Genomic DNA, 25,775 nt, shown 5'->3' with positions numbered 1-25,775 from the left:
CGTCCATTTTGCCGTCCAGTCCTCTGCCTAATCTCGACAGCAGGACTCGCACAGACAGCCTCAGAGCGGCAGGAGGGGATCGGCGAGGCGCTTACGGACATAGAGTGGCGACATCAGCCGAGGCTCATGCCCGTTCTGAAGACAAAATCGCCCGATGTGATGCGCCCCGCCGCAGGCTTCCATTGCAACGACGCAGCGCGGAAGCGTATCAAGAAAGTCCAGCAGCCGATACCGCTGGAGCCGTTTGCGAAACACGACCGCTCCCTCTTCATTCAGCCCGGCAAGACTGCAAACGGTCTTGCCCAGGTCAATGCCCAGAACCTTGATGTCCATCAGATGCTCCTCTCTCCACCTATGCCCGCCACGGTAGCAGCGGGTTGGTGGGAAGGCAGTTCATCCCATTAGCTTAAGTCGTGGACACGACCAGCGCTTCAAACGCCGTTGCATCTTCCTCTCCGGTGAAGCCGCTGGCATCGTAGGCAGAACCAATTTCCGAGAGGGTTGTTTGCTCCAATCCCTTAGCCGCCTTCGCCAGCAGAAACTTGAGTGCGAAGATTAGTGGGTATCGCAGATCAGCCGTGTTGTCCCAGCCCTGGAGAGCCGGAGACGGTGATGAAGTGTATTCAGCGAGGAAGTGGAAATACTCGTCTGTCGTAATGCTGCCGTCGTCTGCGAGGAGCGTTGCGATGACCGTGGGCTCGGCAACTGCACCGTTTTGGTATACCAGCCCCATGCTCTTGAAGGTCCGTGCGTAGTTGCGCCATGGCTTGTAGGCCGCTTGCTTGGGCGAGAAGGGCAGCCCGACAGCGCCAACGAGCGCGTCATGGTCTTCTGACCGGAGGTCGTGCTTCAAGGCGAAGCGAGCAATCTTCTTCAGGTTGTCAAACTGGAAGTAGTCAAGCCTTCCTTGGTCCCAGCTCCACATTTTGTTTCACGCCTCGATATACCCACTTAATGTTGGGGTGCAGTGTGGGCGTTCGGCTCCGATTCTCCAAGACAAAACTGCCGATTGGGCTCACCCACCGTGGAAGCAAAAACTGGTCGCGTAGGAGGCAGGAAATACCGTAACAAAACCAGCCTGGAAGGAGAATCCAATCGGAAGGTCGACCGCCTATCCTCTAGCTACACGATACCCTGAAATCAATCCGAGCCGTGTTTACTGTGTCTATTCTGTACTCGAAAAGAAAAAGGACTTAGCGGATGATCGCTAAGTCCTTGAAATCTTTGGCTCCGGCGGTAGGGGCCCCTCCGCGCAGCCAAGTCCCCTTGATTCCAAAGGAATTTCCGACGCGGCAGTGCACCGGTTCCGGAAAGACTCCAAGATGTGCCCGGAGTCGTGGCGTACTCCGGGCACCAGATCAAGCACTAACCGCCGCGAGGATTGGTAGACTGTGGATGCACTTTGCCCGCTCAGATTTTTTGGCGAAGGCAAGGTCCGCCAGCTCCGTCGCCGGCGAGACGTTCATATGTTGATTTCAAGGTTGTGATATATTGCCAGTTCGCCAGTCAGTCTCATCTCTTTCTTCGCTCCGGCCGAACACCGCCGCCGCGCAAGCGGCTGAGAGGAACAGAACGACGGTTTCCAGTCATGGGTCGACGTCTCGATGAGCCGCCAAACAGGCGATTGATAGATAGGGTTCGGCCGGTCCGCCGCTCGACCCATCTCGGTTCCTACGGTCGAGATGCTCGTCGTGGCGGCGCAGTTTCCCTGAAGAAGCCACTCACGAACGCGCGCAGCAAGGGTCGGCGGCTCAAGGTCCACCATACACCGAGGAAGAGCATTAGCCCCGATCTGCATTTTTCATTTTGAGGTCTGAGATCAATCTCCTGAGCATCAGACAGGAGACACGACATGAAGAGCACTGTTCACTGCGACCTAATCGACCAGACTTTTGCCGGTCCCTACGGAATTCTGCCTCTCGCAGGCTACCTGCGAAGGAACGGGAGGCGTTGGGTGGGCAGTGCTCTTCCGCCAGACATGAAGAGAGGGCCTCAAGGACAGTGCTTTCGAAACGCTTGGCAGTTGAGCCTTTCGCATGGACTTCCCTACTGCGAAGGATACGGGTGGGATGTTGAATTGGGTGCGCTTCCGTTCCCACATGCCTGGAACCTCTGCCGCTCGTCTGGACGCGTCATCGACACCACATGGGCCATAGGCAGAAGAGCGGTTTATCTCGGCATCGAACTATCGCCGAAGCAGCTGATGAAGATCATCGATTCGACCGAGTGTTTCGGGGTCCTGCAAGATGGCCGACGGGATGCCCTTGAAATCGTCGAGCATACCCTTGGTTTGAAGCCGATACCGGTTGACGCGGGCGAACGCTGCCCAAAGGGTGAGCGCCACGCAGATCCCCTCCTGCCACGCTGACGCTGGCAGTGCGCGTCCTTCTATCGAGGTAAGGGACCCGAGTTTGACAAGGTGATGGTCATGCCTTCCTCCGCAGCGTGCCCAATGGGCAGCGACGAGGTCGATCAGGCCATGGCTGAAGAAGCCCGGAACCTCTACGTCGCGGGAACGCGGGCAATTGAACTTCTTTTATTACTGCGCGGCACCCGCGAGGCCGCGTGGCTCTGCGCGAAGCCTCGCAGGCAAGATGGGCCTACGCGGATCTCGTAGAGGGGCGTCTGCTCTGACGTTTGCCGGCTCACAGCTCCGGCTTACGTCGTTCGAGACGCACGCTGATACGATACGGACCCGTTTCGGTGAAGATGACAACGTCGTTCTCTCTCGCTCCGGATGTCGCGAAGAAACGTCGGACCCATCCCCTGGCGCGAAAGATCGACTTCGTCCCGTCGATGTCTGTCTTGGCAGTTTCGGGGCCGCCCCAATCGATTGTTAGATCGCGCGGTGCGGCCTCCGCCTTGTTGGAGCCCCCAATCACCTCTCGAGGAAATGCATGCATGAGGGGTGACAGCTTAATGTGGTTGTTGCGGATGTTTCCGCCGCTCAGGACGCTCTGCCCAAGAACCTTGTGCTTGCCCTCCGGCAATTGTGAGGCCTTTCCAGCCCCTGCCGCGGTGCGACGAACAGCATCGCCTGCCTGGTCGGAGGCGGTCGACAGAGGCTTGGAGTGGTCTATCGAGCGGCTCGGGGGCGGCAGCATGTCGTTCGACTGGTCCTGGAGCGCGATGTAGCCCGAAAGTTTCTGGCTGACGTCAGGCGAGAGGGTGACCCAAGTGACAGCACCGGCTTTGTGTTCGTACTGGACGGGACGCGCGAGCGAAATGACGTTCGCCAGCTTCCAGGGCACAACCCACTTCGCGATTTCGCCACGGCGGATCATGTCAACGGGGATGCGGTGGTGATCGAAATTTGCGATCATCTCGGCCTGATCCAGAGCCCTGCCGCAGTCCACGAGCCGGGCGAGCCCCACGACGGTGCCACTTCCCTTTCGGATGAGGCCGAACCAGCCGCGAACCGACGTCGCTTGTGAACGCATTTCCCAGTCTTTCCGGCCGTCGAGTATATGCCCGATCCAAGGATCAGCGATGATCAGGCCGCGCGTTACGGTCATCTGAGGTCTTCCTTGATGTCCTGCTCACGGAAGCTCGTAGGAGCCATCGGCGAGGGGGGAGACGGGCGCGATACCGTCGCGCCGAAATTGTTCGGCCATTATTTCGGATATCACCCCATGTTGACCGCGTTGTTGCGAGGCTACTGCCTCGGTCAGGCCTGTAACATCGGACTTGCTGTCACCCATCGGCCAGAGCGCCTTTTCAGCCAGCCGACGCTTGCGCTGCATGAGGCTTTGAAGCAGGCCATCGAAGCTCTGTGCCCCCAATTCAGGGTGAAGTGCCATCGGGATATGCACAGAGACCGGCCGCGTCTGGCCGATGCGGTGGACGCGGTCGTTGCACTGTTCCTCCACGGCCGGATTCCACCAGCGTGACAGGTGGATCACGTGGGTCGCCGCCGTCAGGGTCAGGCCGGTGCCCGCGGCCTTGGGGCCAAGGATCAGCATGTCGAAGCCGCCATCAGCGGCAAGGTGCCGCTGGAAGCGGTTGACGATCTCCTGCCGTCGCGGGATCGGCGTGTCGCCGTTGATCACGTCGATCCGGTCGAGCCCGAACATGTGGCGCATGATCTCGGCAAAGCGGAACTGCATGTCGCGATGCTCAATGAAGACCAGCACCCGTTCGCCCGCCTCACGGATGCGGTGCAAGACGTCGATGACCGCCCCGAGCCGGGCGCTTTTCGCGATGAATTGGTCCGGCGGTGTCGGCCCGGTATCTCCGGGATGGACCGAGACCGAGCGGATATGGTGCAGCATCTTGAGGGCAGCGCCGGGCCCGCCATTGGCCAGCTTCACCTGCGCAAGATCGTAGGCGTCGGCCTGCACCTTCGGCATCAGGCGCGGGTGGAGGAACCGCCGCTTCCTTGGCAAGTCGCGGGCGACCTCGTCCTTCAGGCGGCGCAGACCAAGAGGGGGCCTCTGCCCGCGCGGCCGGAACACGCGGGCATGGAGATCAGTCATGGTCTCGGTATCCGGCACGGCATAGCGCTCGCGGAACTCTGTCCCCGAGCCGAGGCACCCGGGGGCGATGCGGTCCATGATCGTCCAGAGGTCGATGGCCGCGTTCTCAATCGGGGTGCCGGTCAGACCGAGCCGGAAGTCTGCGTTCATCGCCTCGACAGCCCGCGAGGCCAAGGTGTTGCGGTTCTTGATGTTCTGGATCTCGTCCATAACCATCGCCGAAAACGGCACACTCCCGAGGGAGTGCTGATAGTTGGCCAACGTCGTGTAGGTGGTCAAAAGCCAGTAGCGATGCGCGCGTCCGTCCTCGAAGGCCTCGTCCAGCCAGTCGAGGTCGAGCTGCGGCAGGCCCGTCTCGGTTTCCGTCCCCCGGGCGTTGCTGCGCTTCTGGGAGCCGAGGGAGCCGCCGTAGAGCCGGATGAGCGTGCCGAAGCCGCGTCCTTCCACGTGGCTCTCCACCTCCTGCTCCCAGTTCCGCAGCAGCGAGGTCGGCGCGACGATCAGGATCGGGCCGCGGTTCGCCGCGGCGGGCTGCTTCATGTGCTCCTTGAGCCAGGTCAGGAAGGCGATGGTTTGCAATGTCTTGCCGAGACCCTGTTCGTCGGCGTTGAGGACGCCGGGAAGGCCCGCCTGCCAAGCCGCCAGTGCCCAGTCGAAGCTTGCGAGCTGGTGCTGGTGAAGCGGCGTGCGGACCGCCCCTGGCAGGGTGGGGGCGATAGTGGGCACCCGGGGGGTGAATTGCGCCTCCCAGGACAGGTCTTCGTAATTGTCGAGCGTGTTGAGGATGATCGGGCCATCCGCTTCTGCAGTCTGCTCGGGTTCCTCCTCTGGTTCGCCTGCGCCTTCCAGCCTTTCCCGCCGCTCGATTTCTCCCTCGACGGCGGCCAGACGGGCCGGGGTGACCTCGACGCTTTCGCCATCGATCTCGGCCGGCGTGTCGCCACCCGTTTCGAGAACGGTGGCCATGTGCTGCCGGAGGCTTCGCAACTGCGCGTCGGGCATGGCCTGGATCGCATCGACAAGGTGCTGTGCGAAGGCCTCGGGCAGCCACGTGGTGCCGCTGCCCTGGATCGGATCCTTGGGGCGTTCGAAGATGACCACCCCCGTCACCCGCTCCGAATATTCTCGGGTTTCCACAAGCCCCGGCCCGGCGATCGCCTCGACCATCTCCTCCTGCTCGGCGGGGTCGAGCCCGTCCAGGGCGCCTGTGTCCTGCAAGTGCCGGTTCACCGCCTCGGTGATGAAACTGCGCGGGTTCTTGATGAAGGCCTGCCGTTCCGCGCGCGGGGCATTCTGGGCGCGGGCCAGTTCTTCAAGCACCGGCGCTGCGCCGCGGTCGATTACCAAATAGGAATTGTTTCCCAGCTGGAATGCGGGCCGCGGCCCGCGCGCGTGCAGGCGGTGCTGGAACACGGCCAGCGCCTCGCCATCGAGTTCCGCGTCCCGTTCAGAGATTTCGTCGTCGCTGATACCGGCGCCATCCAGCCGTTCGGAGGAATAGGGCAAGATCTCAAACTGTCCCATCGAGGCATCCGGGGTGATCGAGAACCGGTCAGCGATTCGCACCTCCAGACCGCGCAGAAAGGCGGTCATCGATAGCTGCGCCATCTCGCGATTGGCGGGCATCTCGGGGTTGATCACGTCCTCCGGCTCGATCGCGCGGCGGAATTCGGCGAGGGCTCTCCAGTGATCCTCAACCGGACGCGTGGCATCGAAGGTGTCGGCAAGGTCCAGCGCCCGCTTCATCCAGAGCGGCAGCCGTCGCGGACCATCGGCGGTTTGCAGGATCGCACCGCTGCGCCTTGGATGCTCCCGTCGGCCATGGCGAGACCATTCGTAGTGAAGCCGGAAGTCCGCACTGCCGAGCACGCCGGTCACATCGGTCTTCAGCACAAGGTCGATGGCGCGGGGCAGGCCAAGGGCTTCGGCCGCTGGGGCGGACAGGCTGGCGGCCGCGTCATGGGAGATGCGCAGGTGATCCGGTGCGACAGTCACCTCATCCGGATGGGTGTCGCCCCAGGCCCGCAGGTCGCCTATGGCAAAGAGCAGGTCCCGGTCTTCCGGTGCCAGCGCGGTAAAACTCCGGGCCGCTTGCTTGGCCATCAACTTGGAGAGCAGACCCTGCTTTGCCGGCGGGAAGCGGATCTCGATGGCGTCGCCCGTGATGCTGTGGACGGGTTTTGTCTCAGACATGCTGCAAAACCCACTGGGACCAGCTGGGAATGGAATTGTGCGGTTTCGAGTTGGGCGAAGCCCGCATGATGTCGTCGCAGTAGTATTCACGCTCGTAGAGCTTGGGAGCCCTTCGGTCGTCCGCGCGGAAGATGTGGGTCTTGTAGCTGTGGCAGCCGTCCACGACGATCTTGTTGCCGATGCGCATGATCAGCAGCGAGGTGCTGCCTCCGCGATCCAGTTGGCGTCCGAAACGGCGGTTCATGTCCGTCTTGCCCCCGCGCAGAAGGTTCTGCTGCGCATAGCGCCGAGCGTCCGATCCAAAAGCGACCCAGGCTTCGTCGATCATCCTGTCGTGATAGAGCTTCAGCCAGAAGTCCCGGCGTGGCGGCCACATGGGGCTATTCTGCGTGGCGGTGACCATGTCGCAGAAGAATTTCATGTCCTGATGGGTCAGCCAGCGCAGCAGAACGGCGCGCAATCCGTTGTCGAAACCCGACCAGATGCCACCCGCATGCAGGCGGGGATCATTCCAGGCCTTAATTATCGCCTCGCTCAGTTCGTTGCGCAGCGAGTCAGGCGGGTTGCGTTCGCGCCACGGGGCCAGCAGCGCTTCCACGGCGGGACCGGCGCCAGCCTGAAGAACGGGTCCGTTTTCGGGAGTCAGCCAGTTGAAGAGCTTCCGACGGGCCTCGGCTTTGTCGAGGTTGGGAGCGAGGCGTTCGACGAAAGTCTTCTGCGCCGCCTTGGCAAGGCCCGAGGTATGGGGGCTGTGGAGGCCAATGGCCTTCAGGTGCGCGTAGGCGTCGTCAGCGTCTCGCATGATGCGGGCCAGGGCAATGGGCACGGCATCCGGGCGGAACAGCTCGGGCAGGGCGGCCATGAGCTTGCGATGTCGAGCGCCAAGGTCGTCGCTTCGTTCAGCCAGCGCCTTGGCAAGGTGCCGTGTGTGATCCCGCCCCGGCGCGAAGCTTTCGATGTAGACGCCGACCATCCCGTCGAGAAAGGCGCCGGGCTCTCGCGTCGCGATTTCTGTGAGGTAGAATTCCCGGACGGGAAAGAGATCCTGGCGCGACCGTCGCTCTTCGTCGAAGACCGCTACTGCCGCCGAATTGACACGCTGCGTAGTGATATTCGTCCAGTCCCACTCCGAAACCCTTCGCAACATCTCCTTGGCCAATCTCTCTCGGTCACGGTCCTCTGGCGTGCGGACGGCATCGGGCCAACGGGTCAGGATTTCCGCGACCGACCGGCTGACCTGTTTGAGGGACGGGAGGGCCCGGACCCGAAAGGGTCGGCCTCGGTTCAACATCGCACGTGTCGACTCCCGCGGCCGGCTGTCCGGCGAGGTTGGGCCCGCGCCAGTCATCGTTGGTCCTCGACGCTCTCCAACGCCTCGCGGATAACCTCAATCCCGTCCGTATCCTGCGGGGTCACCATGATGAACCGCAGGTCGATCCGGCGATTGGTGGCGCGGCCCTCGGGCGTCTCGTTCGAGGCAACGGGGCGGTCCGGCCCGTAGGCGGCCACCGAGAGCACCGGCTGCCGCTTGAGGTTCTGATGCTGCATGACTTGCTCGGCGGCCTGCGTCATGGCGAAGAAGGTGCTGTTCGCGCGGGCGGCGGACAGGTTGCGATTCACCCGGTCGGTTCCGACGTCATCGGTGTGGCCTTCGATCTGGACCGCCTCGATCATGACAAAGCCGGGATTGCAGTCCGGGTCGAAAAGCGAGGCCTCGCCCAGCGTGAAGCAGGGCAGCACCTCGTCCAGACGCTGGGCCAGCCGGGCGACGATCTCGCGCCGATCCCGGGCCAGGTCGGACCTGCCGGAGGCGAATAGTCCTTCGCCCTGGAACCGTAGCGCGTCGGATTCCTCGCTCAGTTCGACCTGAAGATCGGGGAAGTCGGCCCTGATCGCGTCGCGAAGACGCTGTAGGACCTCGCGTCGGGCCTGGGACACCTGCGCGAGGTAGGCCTCCAACGGGTCGATCTTCTGCAGCTCCGCAAGCTGCCGGCGGAGGTCCTCGATCTGCTCGTCCCGTTCGGCGACCTGTTGCAGAAGCTCTCGGATGCGCGCCTCGAGGTCCGCGATCCGGGTGCGTGCCGCTTCAAGCTCCGAGGTCAGTTCGGTCACTTTCGCCCTCTGGACCTCGAGCGCCGTGTTCAGGTCGTTGACTTCAGCCTGCAGCCGTTCGCGTTGCTGCTTCAGCGCCTCGATCTCGGCCTCGAGCCGCAGGATGACTTCGGCACGACTCTGGGCCCGTTCCTGCCACATGTCCCGCTCCGCGATGACCCGGTCGTAGTCCGACCGCGAGACGGCGTCGGGCTCCTGCATCTGGCTGGCAAAGAAGGCGAGCAGGATCATCATTATGAATAGGAAGCCGACCGTCATGTCGGTCATCGAGATGAAGGCGCTCTCTTCCTCCTCCTCGTGGCGCAGCCGCTTCGCCTGCGCCCTCATGCACGCCCCCGTGCCTGCGCAGGCAGGAACGCCTCGGCCTGCTCAACCACGCTTCTAAGCGTCTGGAGGCCGGGGTCGAGGGTGTCGCTCATCTCCTTCACATGATCCTGCGCGGTGCCGAGGGCGGCTTCCAGCTTGGCGTTGTATTCGGTCAGGGCCCGGCCAAGCATCGCGTCGATCTGGTCAAGCTTCTCGGCCTCGCTGGACAGCTGCGCCATGGCGGCGTGGGTGGCTTCGAGCGAGCGGCGGATGCCTTCGCGCTCGTTACCGAGCGCGGTCTGGGCTGTCTCCAGCACATGCGCCGCGTTCTCGGAGACCGAAGCCGAATTCTGCATTAAGGTCTCGGACACGGTTCCGACCAGATCCCCGACCCGGCGCAGGGTGGCCTCGATGCGTTCGTGGGAGGCGCGCAGCGGTTCGGCTGCTGCCGTGAGGTTCTGGCTGGCGGTGCGGAACCCTTCGGACGCGCCGTGGATGGCGTCAGCCCCGGTGTGCAGCCCCTGCGCCGCGCTCTGGGCGCCAGATGCCCCGCGCTGGACCGCTTCGGCCATCGCCTCGAGGCGGAGGCCGATCACTTCCAGCCGGCCCAGCAATTCCTCTCCGATGGTGCTGCCCATGTCGGTGCCGAGCTTGGCAATATCGGCACTCGTCCGGTTGAAGCTCTCGAGCAGCGTCTTGCCGGCGCCCTCGATCGCATGACCCGCCTCAGCGCTGCTTTGCGCCATCCGCTCCCGCGCAGCCTGGCTGCTTTCCTCGCTGGCGCTGGCCAGCGTGTCGCGGAAACCTTCCGCGGCCGCGCGCATCTCCTCTGCCGCGGTTCGCATGGCCTGGGCCCCCTCGCCGGTGTTCTCCCGGATGCCCTCCAGGGTGTCGTTCATGACCGACAGGAGCCTGTCTGCGCCCTCGTTCATCGCTTCGGAGGCAGTTCGACCGCTCGTCGCCACCTCGTTGCGCATCTCGGAGATGGCCCGCGCCATCTGATCGAGGGCTTCGCGCATCCCATCCCCGGCCTGCGCGTTCGTCGTGTTCATCCGATCAACCATGAGGCCGATCCGGTCCGTCGCCTCGCCCAGCGACTCGCTGGCGCGGGTAAGGGCATTGCCGACGGAGTGCGACAGCTGGTCAGACAGGTTGCCGACCAGACCTTCCACGCTGCTCGTCCCCATCGAGGTGACGCGGTCAAAGATCGGGTCCATCTTGTCGGCGATGGCGCCGGTGATCCGGTCTGGCAGGGCCTCCAGCGGTTTCTGAAGCTCCGCGACCATGCCCATGCCGATCTCGCGCAGGTGCTCGCGCTGCTCGGTCGCGGCGCGAAGCTGGCGAAACCCGATGTCCTCGAGACTGACGAAGACGAGGCGCCGCTCGATCCCGATGCAAAGGCGATGAATGGCGGCATCAAGCTTGTTCTGCCGGGTCCTGAGGAGGAAGGTGAAAAGGATCGAGCAGAACAAGCCGACCAACGACATGACGAACTTGGCCGAAGCGATCTGCATGAAATCCCGCATCGCTCCATCCATGCCGTCGGCCCCGACGTCCATTGATTGCGAGAATTGGTGCAGCGCCGCGACGAGGCCCAGGAAAGTCAGCAGCAGCCCGGCCGAGACCAGGGTGTTGGGAAGGATTCGGAAGAAGCCGGGACCGAAACCGAGATCTTCGACGTTGAGGAACGAGGCCGGCCGGATCGAGTTTCGAATGGTAGGCGGCCCATCGATGTCATCTCGCACGACAGTCTCGTTGAATTCGTCAAAGGCTTCCCAGACGGTTTCTCGCGGGCCTTTCTTCGGGAAACTGGACCGTAGTTCATGAATGAGTTCGTCGTGACCTTCCGCGAAGGAACGAATGTCCGGGTAGGTCCGGATTTTTTTGTCCAGAAATTGAACTGCATTCAGTTGGCGTCGTGTCCTAATTAGATACCACACCGCGAGAAAAATGGTCATCAATGCCAAGATGCCTGCAATCTGACCAGGCCGACTATCCGACAAAGTCAATGCTTCCGCCAGGGCTATGATACCATCTTTAAGGTAGAGGCCAGACAGCTCGCCGAATTCGTTTAGCAATTAGAACTCCTGAACACTTCACGTATTTGCAAGGACGAGTGACGCGACCCTAATTGGGTTCGTTCACACCCTGCAAGCTCGTAAGCTCTCGCTCTCGAGAGTATCTTCGCCCATGTTCGGCTTCTGCAACATTGGGACAGATTAGGGTGATTTGTCCGGGTGGGCAGGATGCAGAAATTTCCAGCCCCTCTAAAGACCGGATGCCCGCTTTTCGGCTCCTTCGCTTGACGGCACCAGGGCATGCGTCCTGTCGGAAAAAGGGTAACTGCGGGTTGAACGCCGTCTGTGCGATATAGTTGAAATGGATTACTGAGCACCGTTCAGACTGGCCTCAGGCTAATTTGTAGTTCGGACAGATCAATGTGTTCTACTGACCTGTCCAAGCCTTCAAGGAACGAGATCAGATCATCTTGGCGCGGCTGGCCGAACGCCAGGCGATACAGCGCAACGGACCTTTTGAGCCACCCGAGGAGCGCGGTTTCGCGGCTGTAGGGGAGCGAAAGTGCGAAGCGCTCGATGCCGGTCGGGCCATCGAGGAGCCAGAAGGGTTCCATGTCTCCGGGTCGAACGGCTTGATCGTGCGCCGTATGAAACATACTGCGCCACGGATCCCCTACGGGCGCCCTGCTCCGGAGGGTGTGCTCGAACCTCGCGGCAAGGTTCAGCCTGACAGCATGGTTCTTGTAGCGGTGGACACGGCCTTCGCGCTGTTCCAGGTCCACCGGGTTCGAGGGCAGGTTCCAATGCACCAGCCTGTGGCAATAGGGATGAAAGTCGAGCCCTTCCTGCCCGACGGAGGTGGATGCCAACACAAACGGCCGGAACGGCGAGTTGAAGGCGGTGCGAACCGTGTCTGTCCGCTGCGCGCCGTCCTCCTGGCCCTGTTGCAGCAGGCGCGTCGCAAACCGGCCACGCATCCGCACACCCGGGGTGATCTCCAGGCGATCGCGGTGCGCCCGATAGCGCTTGATTTCGATCTGTGCGGGCTTGAGGGACAGGGCGTCATCGACGGTCTCCGCCAGAACAGCAACGGCATAGGCCGGTTCGGCGTCCATCAGCCCCTCGGCCTCCATCAGGACGTGCAGGTATTCGTCGAGAACCGATTGCAGGTCATGCTCTGCGCAATGATGGAGGACCGTTTGCCAGTAGACGTCATCGGTTCCGGTCCGCAACAGAGCCAGGCTCTCCGGCTGGTTGAAAAGGCCCCGAAAGGCCATGCCGATCCGGGTCGCCGCGTTCAGCATAGCGGGATGGTCCAGGTCAAGGGTGGGCACCACGCGCCGAAGGGCGCGCAGCGCGCAGGTGGCTGGGCTGCCAAGGGCGAGGTCCGCCACGTGGTCCACCAGGCGATCCCGGTCCGGTTGCCCATGCAACGTGTCGGCTCGGGCCGCTGCGCTGAGCGCGTTAAGGTGATCGTGCCACGCGTCCTGACCGTCCGCCCGCACGATGTCGGTCAAAATGTCGCCAGTTGCCAGCCATGTGGCGAACGTCTCCGAACGGACATCCAGCGCGGCGGCACAGGCCCAGTCCCAGGTCAACGCCCGTTCAAGGTTTTCGTCGTCTGTTTCCGTTTCGCCGTCGCCCATATGAGCGGTGAAGCCTCCACGCTGAACTGCACGAAGGCGGCCCTCAAGCGATGACGCCAAGTCTTGCAGCCGATCGATGGCGTGTTTGCGCATGGCTGACGCGTCTGGCAGCGGCCCCGAGGATCGAAAGATTTCAAGCGGATCGACCGTGGAGGCAAGCGTTGGAGACGGAATGACGAGGGGCAGGGCGCGCAAGCCCGTCAGGCGATCCCTGTTGCGCCGGAAGTTCAGCAATTGCGGATGCCGCGCGGTGTAGCTCCGCCCGGTCCGTCCCATCCCCATCATCCGCTCGCTGTCATAGGAGAGCAGCGCGGCGATGGCGTCCGGCACCATCGCCCATTGGGAAAAGATCAGCATCTTGCTCGCCGTGACGCGCGGCCCGAAATAGGGCAGGCTGGGCGGCATCCAGAGCCGTTTGGCCATGTCGTCCCGAAAGGCGATCTCCTTCAGCGCGCGCATGCGGCCGTTGTTTTCTGGAATGGGGCGATAGGATTCGATGGAATCCATGTTTATCTGGGCCGACCCCGCGTCCCGGATCGCGGCCAGCAAGGCCTTGCCCGGGGCATCCTTGAGGTGATCGAGGCGCTGTCCAAGCTTGTAGTCGCGCAGGAAGCTGAGCAGATAGGGTGCCGATTTCCAGTATTCCACCGTGCCGGGCGCATCCGCGGCATCGGCGACACGGGCCACCGCGCGGGCTTCGATTAAGTCGGCCGGTTCCACGGTCACAGGCACATCGACATCGCGCATCATGGCGTCGCGGTCCGCTGTTTCGGCCACGCGTTCCGTCCGGGCAATTACGCTGCGCAGGGTATCTTCGATCCCGGTCTTGATCGCGCAGGCGTCGTCGAAACTGGCGGGCAGGCCCTGCATGGCCAGCCGGTAGCGGCGCATTTCCGTCTCAAGCTCGGCGCGGACCGATGGCCCCCGGTGGCCGAACAGAAAACTCAGGACGTCCAGGAACTCGCGGTAATGATCGCCGGCGTCGGCCTCGTCGTCACGCAGGGAGAGCATCCGATAGGGTGTTGCCGACAGCAGAAGGACCTTGGACTGGTTGCCGTCGGGGTCGATGGCGTCAAAGAGCTTACGCGCAAGATCGGCAGCCTCGCCTTCGCCGTGCAAAAGCTCGGTGAAGCGCTGGAATTCGTCAAGAACGATCAGGTCGGGCTCCAGAGCCTCTGCGCTTTCGCGAGCGAGAATGGTGCGCAGCTGGCCGACGATGCCTTCCCGGCGCCTGTTCAGATCGGTGTCGTTCCTACGCAGCCCCTTGTAGCATTGCGCGCAGGCTTCAAGCTCTTGCAGCAGATCGGGGCGGGCGGCGACGGCATTCTCGAACCTTGCCGCGATCTGTGGCTCGACCGGCTGCTGGTCGATCCAGGCGCGCGTCTGCCGCCATCCCGCCGCGCCGGCATAGCCTTGCAGCATCCTGGCCACGGCGCGGCGATCGTCCAGCATGTTCCAGATCAGACGCAGGATGAGCGCACGTTCCTGCTTCATGCCGCCGCCCTGTTTCAGGTCCAGCGAGGTGCCTGGTGTCAAGCTGAAGAAGTTGACCCCCTCGCGCTTGATCCCGCCGGCCTTGGCCAGTTCCAGGGCAAGCATGGTGAGGCGGGTCGGCAAGACCCGCGTGCGTTCGCCGCCCATCACGTTCAGACGCGCGACGTTCTGTTTCGCGATTGCTCCGTTCGAGCAGATATACACAATGTCGATGCGCGGCACGCTGTCCTGTAGCGCCTCGATCGTTCGCGCAATCACGCCACGGGCCACCATCGTCTTGCCAAGCCCCACCTCGTCGGCAACCAGGAAGTGGCGCACCGCGTCGGTGTCGCTCAGCAGCCGCTTGGCGACATAGTCGACGGTCTTGCGCTGGAACGCCTTGAGGGGGCGCAACGCGTCATCGGACACGAACCGGTCAGTCATTGCGCTGGTCCTTCGGCATCACAGCGCGAAATGTCTCCCAAAGGTGCAGGAATTCATTCGGGATAATCTCGCTTCGGCCGGTTTGCGGGTCGCTGAGCCGCGTGACAAGCCGTTCGATGTCGCGCAACTGTCGCCCGTCGCCCGTCAGCGCACGGACCATGTCCTCGAGGATGGGTGCATCCCGGCCGGTTCCGAAAACTCCAGACAGGGTACCGCCCTTGCCTGCGGCGAACAGGGCCTTTGCGGCCTCGGAGACGTCGCCCAGCAACAGGCGGATGTATCGCAGGAAGGCATCCTGGTTCTCGATCAGTGCGCGCAGGATTTCGGCGGTTCGGGCGTCAGGCAGGTCGACGAGATCCGATCCAAGCGTGAAATATTGCTCAAGGCCGGTCAATTCATCCACCAGCCTGACTCCGATCCAGCGCGTTACATCCCTGAGCGGCAGCCTGCCAAGCAGATGTTCCCGGGCATCAAGGGCCGTCAGGCCGATACCATGTTCGATACCCACGACGACGGGCCAGATCCGCAGGCCGATCCCGTCGGGGATAATGATTTCCGTCTGCGCCGAGAGGTGCAAGAGGATGCGTCCCTCGTCGTCTTCTTCGCACCGCAGGATCGGACCCGACCCGGCGAGGTCACGTCGCAGTTTTTCAAGGCGCGCCTCGGCGGCGTCCTCCTTCGCGGTATTGACAGGCTCAAACGGCACGAACTCGCGCAAGAAGCGGCCGAGGCGCTCCGGCGATAGCTGGTCTTCCATCGTGCCCAGATGATCGGTGTAGCCAGTCAGGGTTGCAAAGACCTCGACGTTGTTGCCGCTGATGAGGGCCGGCGTAGTGGCATTGCCCGATCCCATGGTGATTTCGGTGCTCTTGTAGCGTTCCGTGATGAAGGCCTTGGCATGCAGGCCCCGGGTGGGGACTGGGCCACGCAATGGCTCATCGCTTTCCTCGCCGTCCTCGGTTTCGGCCATTTCGTCCAGGACAAGGCGCTTTCCGAACCGCGCCAGCGTTTCCGGGGAAAGCAGCGCCATTTCCTCGGCCCGACCGAGGAGGCAGGCATTGGCGGGGTCTACGCCCCGGCTCAGGGCCGACAATGCGCCATCCGTGACAAAGGGCGAAATGATGCCCAGTGTGCGGCCAACCTGCGGACGCCAGACCCGATCGCTCAGCCCGTTCACAGCAAAGCTGATCTTGTTGACGTGCCTCGGGTAGTCCCATTCGGCGCGTGCAAGATCCTTGGCGAGGGAAGCGACCATCGACGCGACGGGCGCCGGGGCGGGCCGACCGGAGGCCATGCCGGGCAAGGCACTGACAAGCTCGACAAGCGGTGCGTTCTGGTCGCGTGCGTTCGCTGTCGCCACGCCGTCCAGAGACAGGGACAGGTCCCAGGAGGCGTCCGTCGTCAGGTTGCGGGACAGCAAGGCCAGCCGCAGGCGCGGCCGCCCATGGCCGCCGATGGGAACGAACCGCAGGAACCATAGCTTGGGGTGAAAGGCGCCGTCGCGCGGGGCTGTTACCTCCGTCACGGTATCTTCGAGCAGCGCAGTCAGGCGGTTGGCCCCCTTGGGGACGGACTTGATCCGACCGGCCTCGCAGAAGATCGCGATGCGGGACGACAGGCGCTCCAACCCTTCAAGCAGCGCAAGCGGCGTGTCCAATGTCTCTTGCCTGTTTTCGGCAGCGTGAAAGGCCAGCGTCGCCGGGACAACGAGGGCCGTTTCAAAGTCCAGCGTATAGGTCGTCGCCAGCGCGGCATCGAGGTCATACCCCGCAGGCGCCCGCAGGATCTCGGCGTAAAGCGCGCGGTTTTCGGGATCGAGCGCAGCATTATTCTGCATCCACAAGATCCCTGACGTGATTGGTAACGACGGGTTTCCAGCGGAAGTTAAGCGGCGCTGTCCCCGACGCGCCGCTCCATCGCATCAGCGCGCTGTCGTTGCGGAAGCGGGACTTCGCGCCTTTCAGACGGGTTTCGCGGTCGCGGACAAGGGCGCGGGCGGTAGCATCGTTGCGCACGCCTCCGCCCGTTTCCAGCACGGTCTCGCGCCATGTTTCTATGAACCTGCGGCTGTGTGGTTTGACATCGTGGATTGTGTCCTGCGCCAAAAGCCAAAGATCCTGAAGGTCCCAATCGGTGAACAGGTCATGGGGGGTCTCGGCTTTCCACGTGTCGAGCATCGCGGAATAGGTCTCGACCCGATCATGCCAGCTGCTCTCATGCGCCCCCTGCATCTGCGCCGCCTTCTCCGACAGCATTAGATTGTAGAGCAGGGAGGCGCTGTGCATCAGACGAGAAAACCGCTCGGCATGACCGACGAGCGTCCTGATGTGATTGGGCCAATCAGCGCGCGAGGGATGCTGCCAGATCATGTCGCACTCGGCGGCGCTCGCCTGGCGGGACAAGAGCGTGAACAGGCTGTGCGGCGCGTCCTGTGCCAGCCGGTCCCGCAGGAAATCGGCCTCTTCCGTCGAAAGCGGAAAGGTCGCCGTGCTGTCCGGGGATGACAGGAAATCGTCTGGCGCGGGCGGCAATCCATTGGCCCAGAGCGTTTGCGCTTCGCCCGGGGTCGCCTCGAGACAGGCATTGCGACTGCCCTGGAAGCGCCGGATGCCGAGCGTCAGCAGGCCCGCCCAGTAGACGTCGCTGGGCAGACGCTTCAGCTTTTCCCGTGCTGCGCTGCCGATGACGTTCTGCGTCTCGCCGCCGCGCACAAGTGCCTCGATCAGACGGATCTCAAGGGCACGCGCCAGCTCGCGCCGAGCGGCGGCCGTGCCCTTGTGCGTTCCGGCCATCCGGTAGATCCAGGGCACGAACAGCATGTAGCGCAACCGCGTCTGGATCGTCGATGTGCCGGGGAACATGAGGTCCGCAAGTGCATCGCGCACCGAACCGAGGCCAAGCTCGTCTCGGGTGTCTTCCTGACCGAAGAGGTCCATGATCCGGCGGGTGCGATCCCGGTCGGCCTGGTCGAAGTCGATCCATGCGAGAAAGGACATCAGGCCGGTTCCATAATCGGGGCGGTCGCAACGCTTAGCGTGCCCTCGCTCATCCAGTGGATGGCGACGCCCTGCAGCGGCTTGTCCGGCCAGCGCCTGCGGACCATAGCGGCATAGGCGGCCAGTTGCGGCTGGTAGGTGGCAAAGCGTTCGGTGGGGTCGGGGCAGGTGCCGGACTTGTGGTCGACGATCATCAGGCCCTGCGGCCCCTCGGCAAGACAGTCGAGGATGGCGTTGGTTTCGGAACCGTCCAAGGCGGTCTCCTGCAGCGGCAATTCGAAATGCAGCCTGTCATATCCCCGGTCTGCCAGCCAACTGGTCAATGCCTGCGCCTGAGCGGCGATCTGAGTGATCGCATGGCCGGGAAGGCCGGTAGCTGCGGAGATCCGGTCGGTCAGGTCCGGTCGGGCGGCCAGCACGCGGAAGGCGAGATGCCAGGCGGTGCCGCGTTCGGTCGCGCTGCCGGTGCTGGTCTCCGTGACGCCCTCGGCCAGGCGCACCGTTTCCAGTAGGACGGCATGGGCCGGCTCCGGTTCGGCAAGGGTCGAGGGGCTGCGCCGCCAGGGCGTGCGTTTGGTGGCGAGAGGGCTGCGTGCCTTGCCGAAGCGGGTGTGGGTCTCGGCCGATGCGGCCCCTGAGGAAACCGGTTCGTCGGGAATGCCTTCGGCAACCCGCGAGGCAAAGGGCTGGCTCACGACGGTCAGCGTGCAATCGGCTGTCTCGAACCCGGCGCGGTCGCGCAGCAGGTCGACCATGCGTTCGGCAGTGTCGCGCGGCTTGGACTTCTCGCGCGGCATCACCAGGATCAGCCGGTCGCGCGCCCGAGTCAGCGCGACGTAAAGCTTGCGCGCCGCGTCGCGTTCATCCTCGGGGCGGCGGGCTTCGGTGAAAGGCTCCTGCGATTCCGGCGCGGCGAAGTCTGGCAGGTAGCCCAGGCCGGCATGGTCCAGCACGTTGTCGAGATCGTCGAAGCCATCGAACTCGGCCCGCAGAGTGCCCGGGCGTTCGGCGATCTTCTGGTCCAGTCCGGCGACCACGGTGATCGGCCATTCGCGGCCCTTGGCGGCGTGCCAGGTGCAGATTTCGATGCCCGAGGAGGACCAGCCGTCCGGGTCGGGATGGCGGTCCCAATCCCTGGCGGTCTGGGATGCGATCCAACCCAGAAAGACCTGCACCCCGGCGCCATGGAAACCAGCGGCGGCGCGCAGGTCGTGCGCCATAATGTCGAACTCCTGCGCCTCACCCTCGAGCCGGGCGAGGTCGGCCAGCGCCTGCGCGGGCTGCGCCAGCCCGGCGGCCCAGTCGCGCAGGCTGGTCACGCGCATCACATCGGCCAGGGTCTCGCCCACCGGGCGGGTGGCGATCCCGTCATTGAGCGCGTGCAGGGGGGCGAGAGAGACATGTGCGCCCAGCACCCCATCGACGGCGTTGTGCAAGGCATCCTCCAGCGGCACGCGCGGCGGGCCGAGCGTCAGCCAAGTCAGCGCGGCGTGGCTGTCCTCTGGGTCGGCGGCAAAGGCCAGGGCGGCGCGGGCGGCGCGCATTGCGAGCGAGCTTAGCCAGCCGTCCTGTTGGATGCGCACCGGCAGGCCGTGAGCCTCCAGAGCCGCAGCCGCCGCGCTGGCCTTCTGGTGTGTATAAGTCAGCACGGCCACGTCGCTGGGTCGGGCGGGGCGCATGGTCTTCAGCGCCTTGTCGTAGACAGGCGTTTCTGCCTTCAGGATGTCGGCCACGCGGTTCGCAATACACTCTGCCGTGGTGTCCTTGCGGCCTTTCGGCAGGTCCAGAACCTCCAGCGCTGTCTCGCCGGTTTCGGCGCGCTGTGGGGCCAGAGGATTGTAGTTGTCGAAGAGTGTCGGGCCGAGGGTGTTGACCATCGCCATGATCCTCGGATCGGACCGCCAGTTGCGATAGAGCGGTGTGACAGTCTCGGGATGGGCGGCCTGCAGAGCTTCGGTCAGGCGCGGGTCGGCACCCTGGAAACCCATGATCGACTGTTTGGTGTCGCCCACGATGAGCGCGCGTTTCGCCCCGCGCGCCAGCCGCCAGAGCAGGGCGAACTGCACCGGGTTGGTGTCCTGGAATTCGTCGATCACCACGCAATCGATTTCGCCCAGCACGGCTTGGAGGATGTCGGGGCAGGCGCGCAGCAGAGTCTCGGCCTCGGCGATCATGTCGGCGTAATCGATCAGCCCGGCCTTGCGCTTGGCCTCCTCGTAGGCCTCCAGCACCTCCTGCGCGCCGGTCACGAGCGCGCTCAGGTGCGCCTGCGCATCGGCCAGCGGGCCGGGATGGCGTGGCAGGGCATTTGCGACCTCCATGACAACGGCGGCGAGGTCGTCATAGCCTTCGGGGGTCGGTGCGCCACGTTTGGACTGCCGCAGGTCGCGCAGTTTCTGCCAGAGCGTCCAGTCCCGCGCCAGCACGCCGTCCCGCGCCGCGAGCCGAAGGTCGCGGTGATTGTCCGAGAAGGACTTTACCGCCGATCCGTTGCCGTCGAAAAGCGGGCCGAGGCTGTCGGGGAAAGCCTCCAGAAGGTCCTGTACGGCACGTTGCAGCGACGCTGTGAGCGTCGCGCCGTCCGGCGCAACCGCGCCATAGCCCTCGGCCAGCGCGTCCAACGCCGGTTCAAGGATATCCGGCGACTGCCCGCGCGCGCCAAGGCCGCGAATCAGGTCCACTGTCCTTAGAACATCGGCCCGAAAGTTGTCCTCGGCGCTGGCCCCCGTGGCGAAGTCCCAAGCGTAACCGAACCGCCCCAAGTCCCGCATCAAGGGGTGCAAGGCGGTGCAGCGGGTCATCTCCAGCCGGATCAGCAGATCGCGTTCCGGCTCGCTCAAGAGCCGGCTTTCGGGTGAGCGTCCGGCAGCGAAGGCGTGTTCCGTCAACAACCGCTGTCCCAGGGCGTGGATCGTGCCCATGTAGGCGCGGTCGATCTCCAGCGCGTCTTCGAGTCGCCCGCGCGCCATCAATTCGCCGCGCACCCGGTCGCGCATCTCGGCCGCCGCCGCCTCGGTGAAGGTCACGGCAAGGATGCGGCCCGGAGACACCTCGCCCGTCTCGACCCATTCCCCCAACGTCTTCTGGATGTGGTAGGTCTTGCCGGCGCCAGCACCAGCGGGCACGAGGGACAGATCGGTCATTGCGCGTCCTCCTCTTCTTGCGTTTCCGGCAGGCAAAAGGCCGCCACCACCGGGTTTTTCAGGGCATAGGCCTTGATGCCGCGCTCCTTATCGAAGGTCTTGGCGTCGCCTTCACGGTTAAGGCGGATTGTGCCCGCGCCAACCTCGGCGAGGACCTTGGCAAGGTGTTCCATCGCTTTCACGGCTGCATCCGCGCCGGCCGTCTCGACCCTTGGCACATCGACGCCATGGGCATCCGACAGGACGGTGCCGTCGCGCAGCATGTGGTAGGCGGTGACGACCTGCGCGCCCTCGGCCACCAGCCGGGTCAGCGCGGTGTCCTCCGAGGGCCGTTCCAGCATGGCGCGGTAGAGCGCCACCTGCAGGTCCCAGCCCCTGGCCATGCGCTCGCGCCGACCGCCCGCACTGGAGCGCTTGTGGTCGACCACGAGGATCCGCCCGTCGGGCAGCTTCAGCAGGCAGTCCGCCTTGCCATGCAGCAGCAGGCCGCCGTGATCGCCCTTCAATTCGATCTCGTTGTGCAGGACCTTGGCCCCGGTGTCGCGCAGGAAACCAGCCCAGGCGGTGCAGATATCCTGCGCCTCGCGCAGTAGGCTGGCCCGTTCCGTGGCCCAGGCGGCATCAGTCAACCAGCGCGCGTGACGGCGGATCGCGCTCTCGAGCACGCCGGGGACCGTCGTGGTCAGCGTGGCGTCATCCGGCACCGGCGCGCCCTCGGCATAGACATCCTCCAGCACCTGGTGCATCAGCGTGCCAAGAGTCATCACGTCGAGGGTCTCGGGCGCCCAGGCGCGGTCCTTGGCGCCGAGTTCGTCCAGCAGCCAGCCGAGCGGGCTGACCAGCAGGGTCTCAAGCCGCGACGGCGAATGCGGCAGCGGGCCATCCTCGGTCTCGCGCAGGCGCAGCAGATCGACGCCGGGTTTGTCCGGCGTGCCCAGGCCGCGCTGGATGTGCAGGACGCCGCACTCGGGCAGATCGGGTGCGCCGCCCTGCGGGACGAGGGCGGGAAGGGTGGCTGCGACGGGCCAGTCCTCGGGTGCGACCGACCGCAGGTCCTGCACCAGGTCGGCAGGCTCTTCGGCCCCCAGCATATGCGCGATCAGGGCAAGCCCGGTAGAGGGCGTCAGGCGGTCTCCGCGCATGTCCATCGCGGGCACCAGCAGCGTCACGCCCTCTGTGGCCGCACCCAGCTGGCGGCGGAACAGTTCCAGTCCGCGCGCCAGTTTCTGCCGGCGGCCTTCCAGCAACAGGCCGCTGTCGCGGATCAGCGCGATCTCGCCCTCGGTGAAGAACGGGGTCGATCCCGGCAGACGGGGCCAGTGCCCGCCGGCCATGCCCAGCACGATCAGCTGGCGGACCGGACGCCAGGGCAGGGCGCTTTCGGTAAAGAACGAGACACCTTCAACGAACCGGTCCCGCCCCTCGGCGGCTTGCGGCCCCGGCGCGGCGAGGCGGCGCAGCAGGGGCCAGTCGATGGTTTTGTCCGTGACCGTCTTCAGGGGCGCGATACGCGGGGCCAATTCCACCCCGGGTGCGGCGCGTGCAAAGGCCCCAAGCCGCCCGAACAATTGCTCGGGCGTGTCGCAGGGGCGCAGGGCATCCAGCAGGTCACGGGCCGGGCCGTCCAGTTCCGACGCCGTGCGCGATTTGCCCCGGTCGATCACCTCGCGCGCCATTCTGCGCCCGGTCTCGGGCGACCAGGGCATCCCCGGCGCGACGTAGAGTGAGGCCAGCGCGGTGCGCGGCGCCGGGCCTTGCAGGAGCACCAGCAGCAGCGGAAGAAGCTCCCCGGTTGTATCGCGCCGCGCGTCCTGTTCCGGCAGTCCGGAGAGAGGTAGCCCGACCCTGTCAAAGGCTTCCCGCAAAGACAGCGCATAGGCGGGCCCGTCGGGCACCAGAAGGCCGATCTCGGATGCACTCTCCACTCGGCCCGCCTCCAGCATGGACTGGGCGAGGGCGGCAGCGAACTCAGTCTCCTCGCGCGGGTCGCGCAGCCCGTGGCATGCGATGGAACCGTCCGGCGCTATCTCGTCCGACCGCCGCCCGAGATGATCCTGAATGTGCCGCAGCGCGCTGCCCTCCTTGTCGGAGGACGATGCCGGCGGTGCCTCTGCAGCTCCGTGATGCGCGCGCAAGGTTCCCGCAAGTGCGCCCTCGGCCGGGGTGGCGAAGGGGCAATCGGGGGTGGCCAGCGGCAGCGCCTCGAGCGCATCGCCGGCCTTGGCGTTCAGCACGTGGCGCCAGGTATCCAGTTGGCCCGGCAGGGCGCCGAGGTCGCGCCAGAGGTCGCGCAGCGCGGCCAGGTGGCTGCGGGCGCGGCCCTCGGGCAGCGCCTCAGGCGAAAGATAAGAAGGGTCGAGATACGGGGTTGCATGGGCTACGGCCAAGAGCCCTGCCTCGACCGCCCGCGCGGTTTCCTCGGGCGCCGCCTCGAAACTCTCGGACCAGGGCGCGCCGGGGCCGAGGTGATCGCCAAGGCGCAGTTCGGGCCGTTGCGGCGAAAGGTAGACCTCGGCCAGCAGGTCATTCGTGACGGGGCGCAACGCGCCGGATTCCGGAGAGCGGGTGAGCAGGGGATCGATGCGCATGAGGTATCTTTTCGAATCGTTAACGGTGGTCTGCTACAGGGTCGCGGCTTACGGTGGCAAAAGCTGTCAGGGTCAGGGGAGTGCCGGGAAATCGGCGCGGCGATGCCCGGCCACCATGTCGCGGAGCGCCTTGGGGGCCAGCACTTCGACGTCATTCCCCCATTGGTAGAGATGCCAGGCCATTTCGAGATGCCCTGAGGCTTCGAACCGCACGATCAACGATCCGTCCGATTCGTCGAGCATCTCCTGCGACGGGTGAAAGACGAACTGCCGTGCGACGGACGCGGCCTCTGGTGAAAACCGCCAGGCGACGGGGCCATATTCGGCGTCGGAATGGAACGAACCGAAAGCCTGCGATGCGAATTGGCCAAGGTCGAAGGCCGGGTCGCGGGCAAAACTCTTGCCGGTGATCCGCGCCTCGGCGATACGGTCGAGTCGAAAGCGCCGCATCTTGCCGTCGCCCGCGACGGGCCGGGCGACGAGATAGCGCCGGATGCCCAGTAACAACCCATAAGGTTCCAGCAACCGGTCGGACGTCCGGCCATCGGCCGAAGTATAGCTTATCTCGACGGTGAAGGGCGCGCGCAGCGCCTCGGTCAGCGCCCCCAGCAGGCTCAGGTCCGACACGACACGCGGCCCGGGGCGAGAAGCAAAGCCCTGCGCTTCGAGCAGCGCCTCGGCGTCGGCTTCGGCCCGGCGCGCCAGGCTGGACGGCATGGCGGCCAGAAGGCGATCTCGCAGAACTTGCAGTCTCTTCGCCTCGTCCGGGGCACCGTCGCGTTCGGCGCGTTTGATGGCCAGTTCCAGCGCGGCGAGTTCGCTGTCGCGGATGCCCTGTGCCTGCAGCCAGCGCGGGTCGTGCCGGGGCAGGTGCCAGCGGCGGCGGCGGTCCCCGTCCTCGCGGATATCGACTTGCGGAAAGACGGTCTCGAAGGATCGCATCATGCGCTGCGCGGTGCGGTGATCGCAGCCGAATTCCTCGGTTAGATCCTGGAGTGCGATCCCGTCAAAGCGGGACATGGCCATTTCGGCAACCCGCAGCAAATCGGCGGCCTTGGCGTAGGACATGTGGAAAACCCTCTTTGCCTCAATGGTTTGTCGCGCAAGAAATCGGTGACAGTTTTTGCCATGCTGGCCGGGCATTATCGATTTGTCAACGAATCCAAGACCTGGAGAGATCGGAATGCGTGTAGTGGATCTGGAACATGCCCGCGGCTCGCTCGCGCGCGGCCTGGCGGGGCAGGCGTTGGTGGATGCGGCGCAGGACAATGCCGACATGGCGCGGATCCTGATGGAATTGCACAGCATCGCGCCCAATCCCCGCAGCCGCCAGAGGTTCGCGGCCCGGCTGCGCGGGCGGCGTGGCGTGGTGTCGGCGCGGACTGTGGCGGATGGGCTTGTGATCTTGCTGCGCTCGGTGATGACGGTGGATCTGCGCAAGGACGGCGCGGCATGCTTCAGGGAAGACCGCATCGCCTGGACGCGCGTTCACGTCCGCAGCGGCAAGCGCGCGATCGGGTTCCAGATGGACGCGGTGCACGCGACGCGCCACGTGTTGCAGCGCCGGGTGGAGCGTTCCGATTGTCCGCTCGACGGCCTGCTGGGCGACATGGATGCGGCAATGGCGCGGGCGCTGACGCGGCTGGCCCAGGGCGGCGTCCTGACCGACCGTGAGGACGATTACCTGCTGGCGCAGCGCGGCGTCTGGGCCGGTGGCACCGAGGTCATGCCCGCCGATCCCGCCTGGGGCCCCGCCTTTCGCCATGGGGCGGCGTTGGAGGTCTTCGCGATCCGCACCTTCCTTGGCGAGGAGGAAATGCGCCCGACCGTCTGGCTGGGCTGGTCCGAGGCAACATCAGGGGCGCGGGCGGCGTGATTCGATCGTTAGGTGAACATCTCGGCCTTTCGGGCCCGACTTTTGACGAGCCTATAACATTCGCCATTCATTTCGAGGAAGTTGACGCTTTGGGTCAGCCTCGCGGACAGTATTGTGCGGATGGTCGTAGCTTACTGGGAAGGCCGTCTGGCGGTCACGTCCGTCAAGCTGGTCGAATTTCCACGGTGGCCTGAGGTCATGATCAGGCGGCTTGCGTTGACAGGCTGAGAATGGGGTCGGTCAGGGGACTCGCATTCTTTCAGTCGGTGTAGAATATCACGCTGCGGGTGCGATCCGAAAAGGTGAGATTCTCTCCAACACTGCGGTAGCGGCGATGGCACGGAAGAAGAGCCTCAGGATTTCAACCATGAGAGCCCTCAGAGGGACGAGGATCAGGTGGACTTTGTGACCGCAACCGCAGAGTGCCGTGTGTAGGGCATTGCCGAGCGAACCCTTCAGCAGGCTGCGGGCGAGCCGGCCCTCGGTTTTCATGTGTCCGATAGCG

14 protein-coding genes and 1 pseudogene are annotated in these 25,775 nt (G+C 64.6%); 1 reads left to right on the top strand and 14 read right to left on the bottom strand.

Annotation, left to right across the window (positions count from 1 at the left end; all coding sequences use genetic code 11):
- Positions 1-93: 93 nt before the first annotated feature.
- From BMX57_RS18655 to BMX57_RS18595, 14 genes and pseudogenes are all read right to left on the bottom strand, one after another.
- Positions 94-333: pseudogene (locus tag BMX57_RS18655) on the bottom strand (IS110-like element ISMmg1 family transposase); the annotation flags it as partial.
- 73 nt (positions 334-406) lie between these two features.
- Positions 407-925 carry a hypothetical protein gene (locus tag BMX57_RS18650; protein ID WP_092370938.1) on the bottom strand — a complete coding sequence of 173 codons (519 nt, stop codon included), beginning with the start codon at positions 923-925 and terminating at the stop codon, positions 407-409.
- A gap of 1,260 nt (positions 926-2,185) precedes the next feature.
- The gene (locus tag BMX57_RS20755; RefSeq protein WP_172720990.1) at positions 2,186-2,344 is read right to left on the bottom strand and encodes a hypothetical protein; all 159 of its coding nucleotides are present in this window, start codon (positions 2,342-2,344) and stop codon (positions 2,186-2,188) included.
- Positions 2,345-2,645: 301 nt separating this feature from the next.
- Positions 2,646-3,515: an ASCH domain-containing protein gene (locus BMX57_RS18645; RefSeq protein WP_092370936.1), complete on the bottom strand. Its 870-nt coding sequence runs from the start codon at positions 3,513-3,515 to the stop codon at positions 2,646-2,648.
- A gap of 24 nt (positions 3,516-3,539) precedes the next feature.
- Positions 3,540-6,758 (bottom strand): DEAD/DEAH box helicase, encoded by a 3,219-nt coding sequence (locus BMX57_RS18640; RefSeq protein ID WP_244892210.1) that lies wholly within the window; start codon positions 6,756-6,758, stop codon positions 3,540-3,542.
- Positions 6,661-7,827: an EH signature domain-containing protein gene (locus tag BMX57_RS18635; RefSeq protein ID WP_229724290.1), complete on the bottom strand. Its 1,167-nt coding sequence runs from the start codon at positions 7,825-7,827 to the stop codon at positions 6,661-6,663. The genes BMX57_RS18640 and BMX57_RS18635 overlap by 98 nt, the downstream gene beginning before the upstream one ends.
- 185 nt (positions 7,828-8,012) lie before the next feature.
- A complete protein-coding gene (locus tag BMX57_RS18630; RefSeq protein ID WP_092370927.1) occupies positions 8,013-9,107 on the bottom strand; it encodes an OmpA family protein in 1,095 nt (364 codons plus the stop codon).
- Positions 9,104-11,164, bottom strand: coding sequence for a hypothetical protein (locus tag BMX57_RS18625; RefSeq protein WP_143057952.1), 2,061 nt, complete (start codon positions 11,162-11,164; stop codon positions 9,104-9,106). Before BMX57_RS18625 ends, BMX57_RS18630 begins: the two co-directional genes overlap by 4 nt.
- Before the next feature lie 320 nt (positions 11,165-11,484).
- A complete protein-coding gene (locus tag BMX57_RS18620) occupies positions 11,485-14,667 on the bottom strand; it encodes a helicase-related protein (RefSeq protein ID WP_092370921.1) in 3,183 nt (1,060 codons plus the stop codon).
- Positions 14,660-16,504, bottom strand: coding sequence for a phospholipase D family protein (locus tag BMX57_RS18615; protein WP_092370918.1), 1,845 nt, complete (start codon positions 16,502-16,504; stop codon positions 14,660-14,662). Before BMX57_RS18615 ends, BMX57_RS18620 begins: the two co-directional genes overlap by 8 nt.
- On the bottom strand, positions 16,494-17,663 hold the full coding sequence (locus tag BMX57_RS18610; protein ID WP_092370915.1) for a DUF6361 family protein: 1,170 nt from the start codon (positions 17,661-17,663) through the stop codon (positions 16,494-16,496). The genes BMX57_RS18615 and BMX57_RS18610 overlap by 11 nt, the downstream gene beginning before the upstream one ends.
- Positions 17,663-20,806 carry a UvrD-helicase domain-containing protein gene (locus BMX57_RS18605; protein WP_092370912.1) on the bottom strand — a complete coding sequence of 1,048 codons (3,144 nt, stop codon included), beginning with the start codon at positions 20,804-20,806 and terminating at the stop codon, positions 17,663-17,665. The genes BMX57_RS18610 and BMX57_RS18605 overlap by 1 nt, the downstream gene beginning before the upstream one ends.
- Positions 20,803-23,394 (bottom strand): PD-(D/E)XK nuclease family protein, encoded by a 2,592-nt coding sequence (locus BMX57_RS18600; RefSeq protein WP_092370909.1) that lies wholly within the window; start codon positions 23,392-23,394, stop codon positions 20,803-20,805. The genes BMX57_RS18605 and BMX57_RS18600 overlap by 4 nt, the downstream gene beginning before the upstream one ends.
- 72 nt (positions 23,395-23,466) lie before the next feature.
- On the bottom strand, positions 23,467-24,462 hold the full coding sequence (locus BMX57_RS18595) for a helix-turn-helix transcriptional regulator (protein WP_092370906.1): 996 nt from the start codon (positions 24,460-24,462) through the stop codon (positions 23,467-23,469).
- 115 nt (positions 24,463-24,577) lie between these two features.
- On the opposite strand from BMX57_RS18595, the gene BMX57_RS18590 reads away from it, so the two are divergent.
- Entirely contained in the window at positions 24,578-25,270 is a 693-nt protein-coding gene (locus BMX57_RS18590) for a hypothetical protein (RefSeq protein ID WP_143057951.1), read from the top strand.
- Positions 25,271-25,775 lie beyond the last annotated feature (505 nt).

This window comes from Cribrihabitans marinus (genome assembly GCF_900109035.1).
GTDB lineage: Bacteria > Pseudomonadota > Alphaproteobacteria > Rhodobacterales > Rhodobacteraceae > Cribrihabitans > Cribrihabitans marinus.
Note: the sequence above shows the minus strand (reverse complement) of the source record. Positions and strands in the feature narration are given on the sequence as shown.

Bases quoted from the DNA above. Each gene is read 5' to 3' on its own strand.
- BMX57_RS18650 (WP_092370938.1), bottom strand. From the start codon at position 925: ATGTGGAGCTGGGACCAAGGAAGGCTTGACTACTTCCAGTTTGACAAC.
- BMX57_RS18645 (WP_092370936.1), bottom strand. From the start codon at position 3,515: ATGACCGTAACGCGCGGCCTGATCATCGCTGATCCTTGGATCGGGCAT.
- BMX57_RS18630 (WP_092370927.1), bottom strand. From the start codon at position 9,107: ATGAGGGCGCAGGCGAAGCGGCTGCGCCACGAGGAGGAGGAAGAGAGC.
- BMX57_RS18620 (WP_092370921.1), bottom strand. From the start codon at position 14,667: ATGACTGACCGGTTCGTGTCCGATGACGCGTTGCGCCCCCTCAAGGCG.
- BMX57_RS18615 (WP_092370918.1), bottom strand. From the start codon at position 16,504: ATGCAGAATAATGCTGCGCTCGATCCCGAAAACCGCGCGCTTTACGCC.
- BMX57_RS18610 (WP_092370915.1), bottom strand. From the start codon at position 17,663: ATGTCCTTTCTCGCATGGATCGACTTCGACCAGGCCGACCGGGATCGC.
- BMX57_RS18605 (WP_092370912.1), bottom strand. From the start codon at position 20,806: ATGACCGATCTGTCCCTCGTGCCCGCTGGTGCTGGCGCCGGCAAGACC.
- BMX57_RS18600 (WP_092370909.1), bottom strand. From the start codon at position 23,394: ATGCGCATCGATCCCCTGCTCACCCGCTCTCCGGAATCCGGCGCGTTG.
- BMX57_RS18595 (WP_092370906.1), bottom strand. From the start codon at position 24,462: ATGTCCTACGCCAAGGCCGCCGATTTGCTGCGGGTTGCCGAAATGGCC.
- BMX57_RS18590 (WP_143057951.1), top strand. From the start codon at position 24,578: ATGCGTGTAGTGGATCTGGAACATGCCCGCGGCTCGCTCGCGCGCGGC.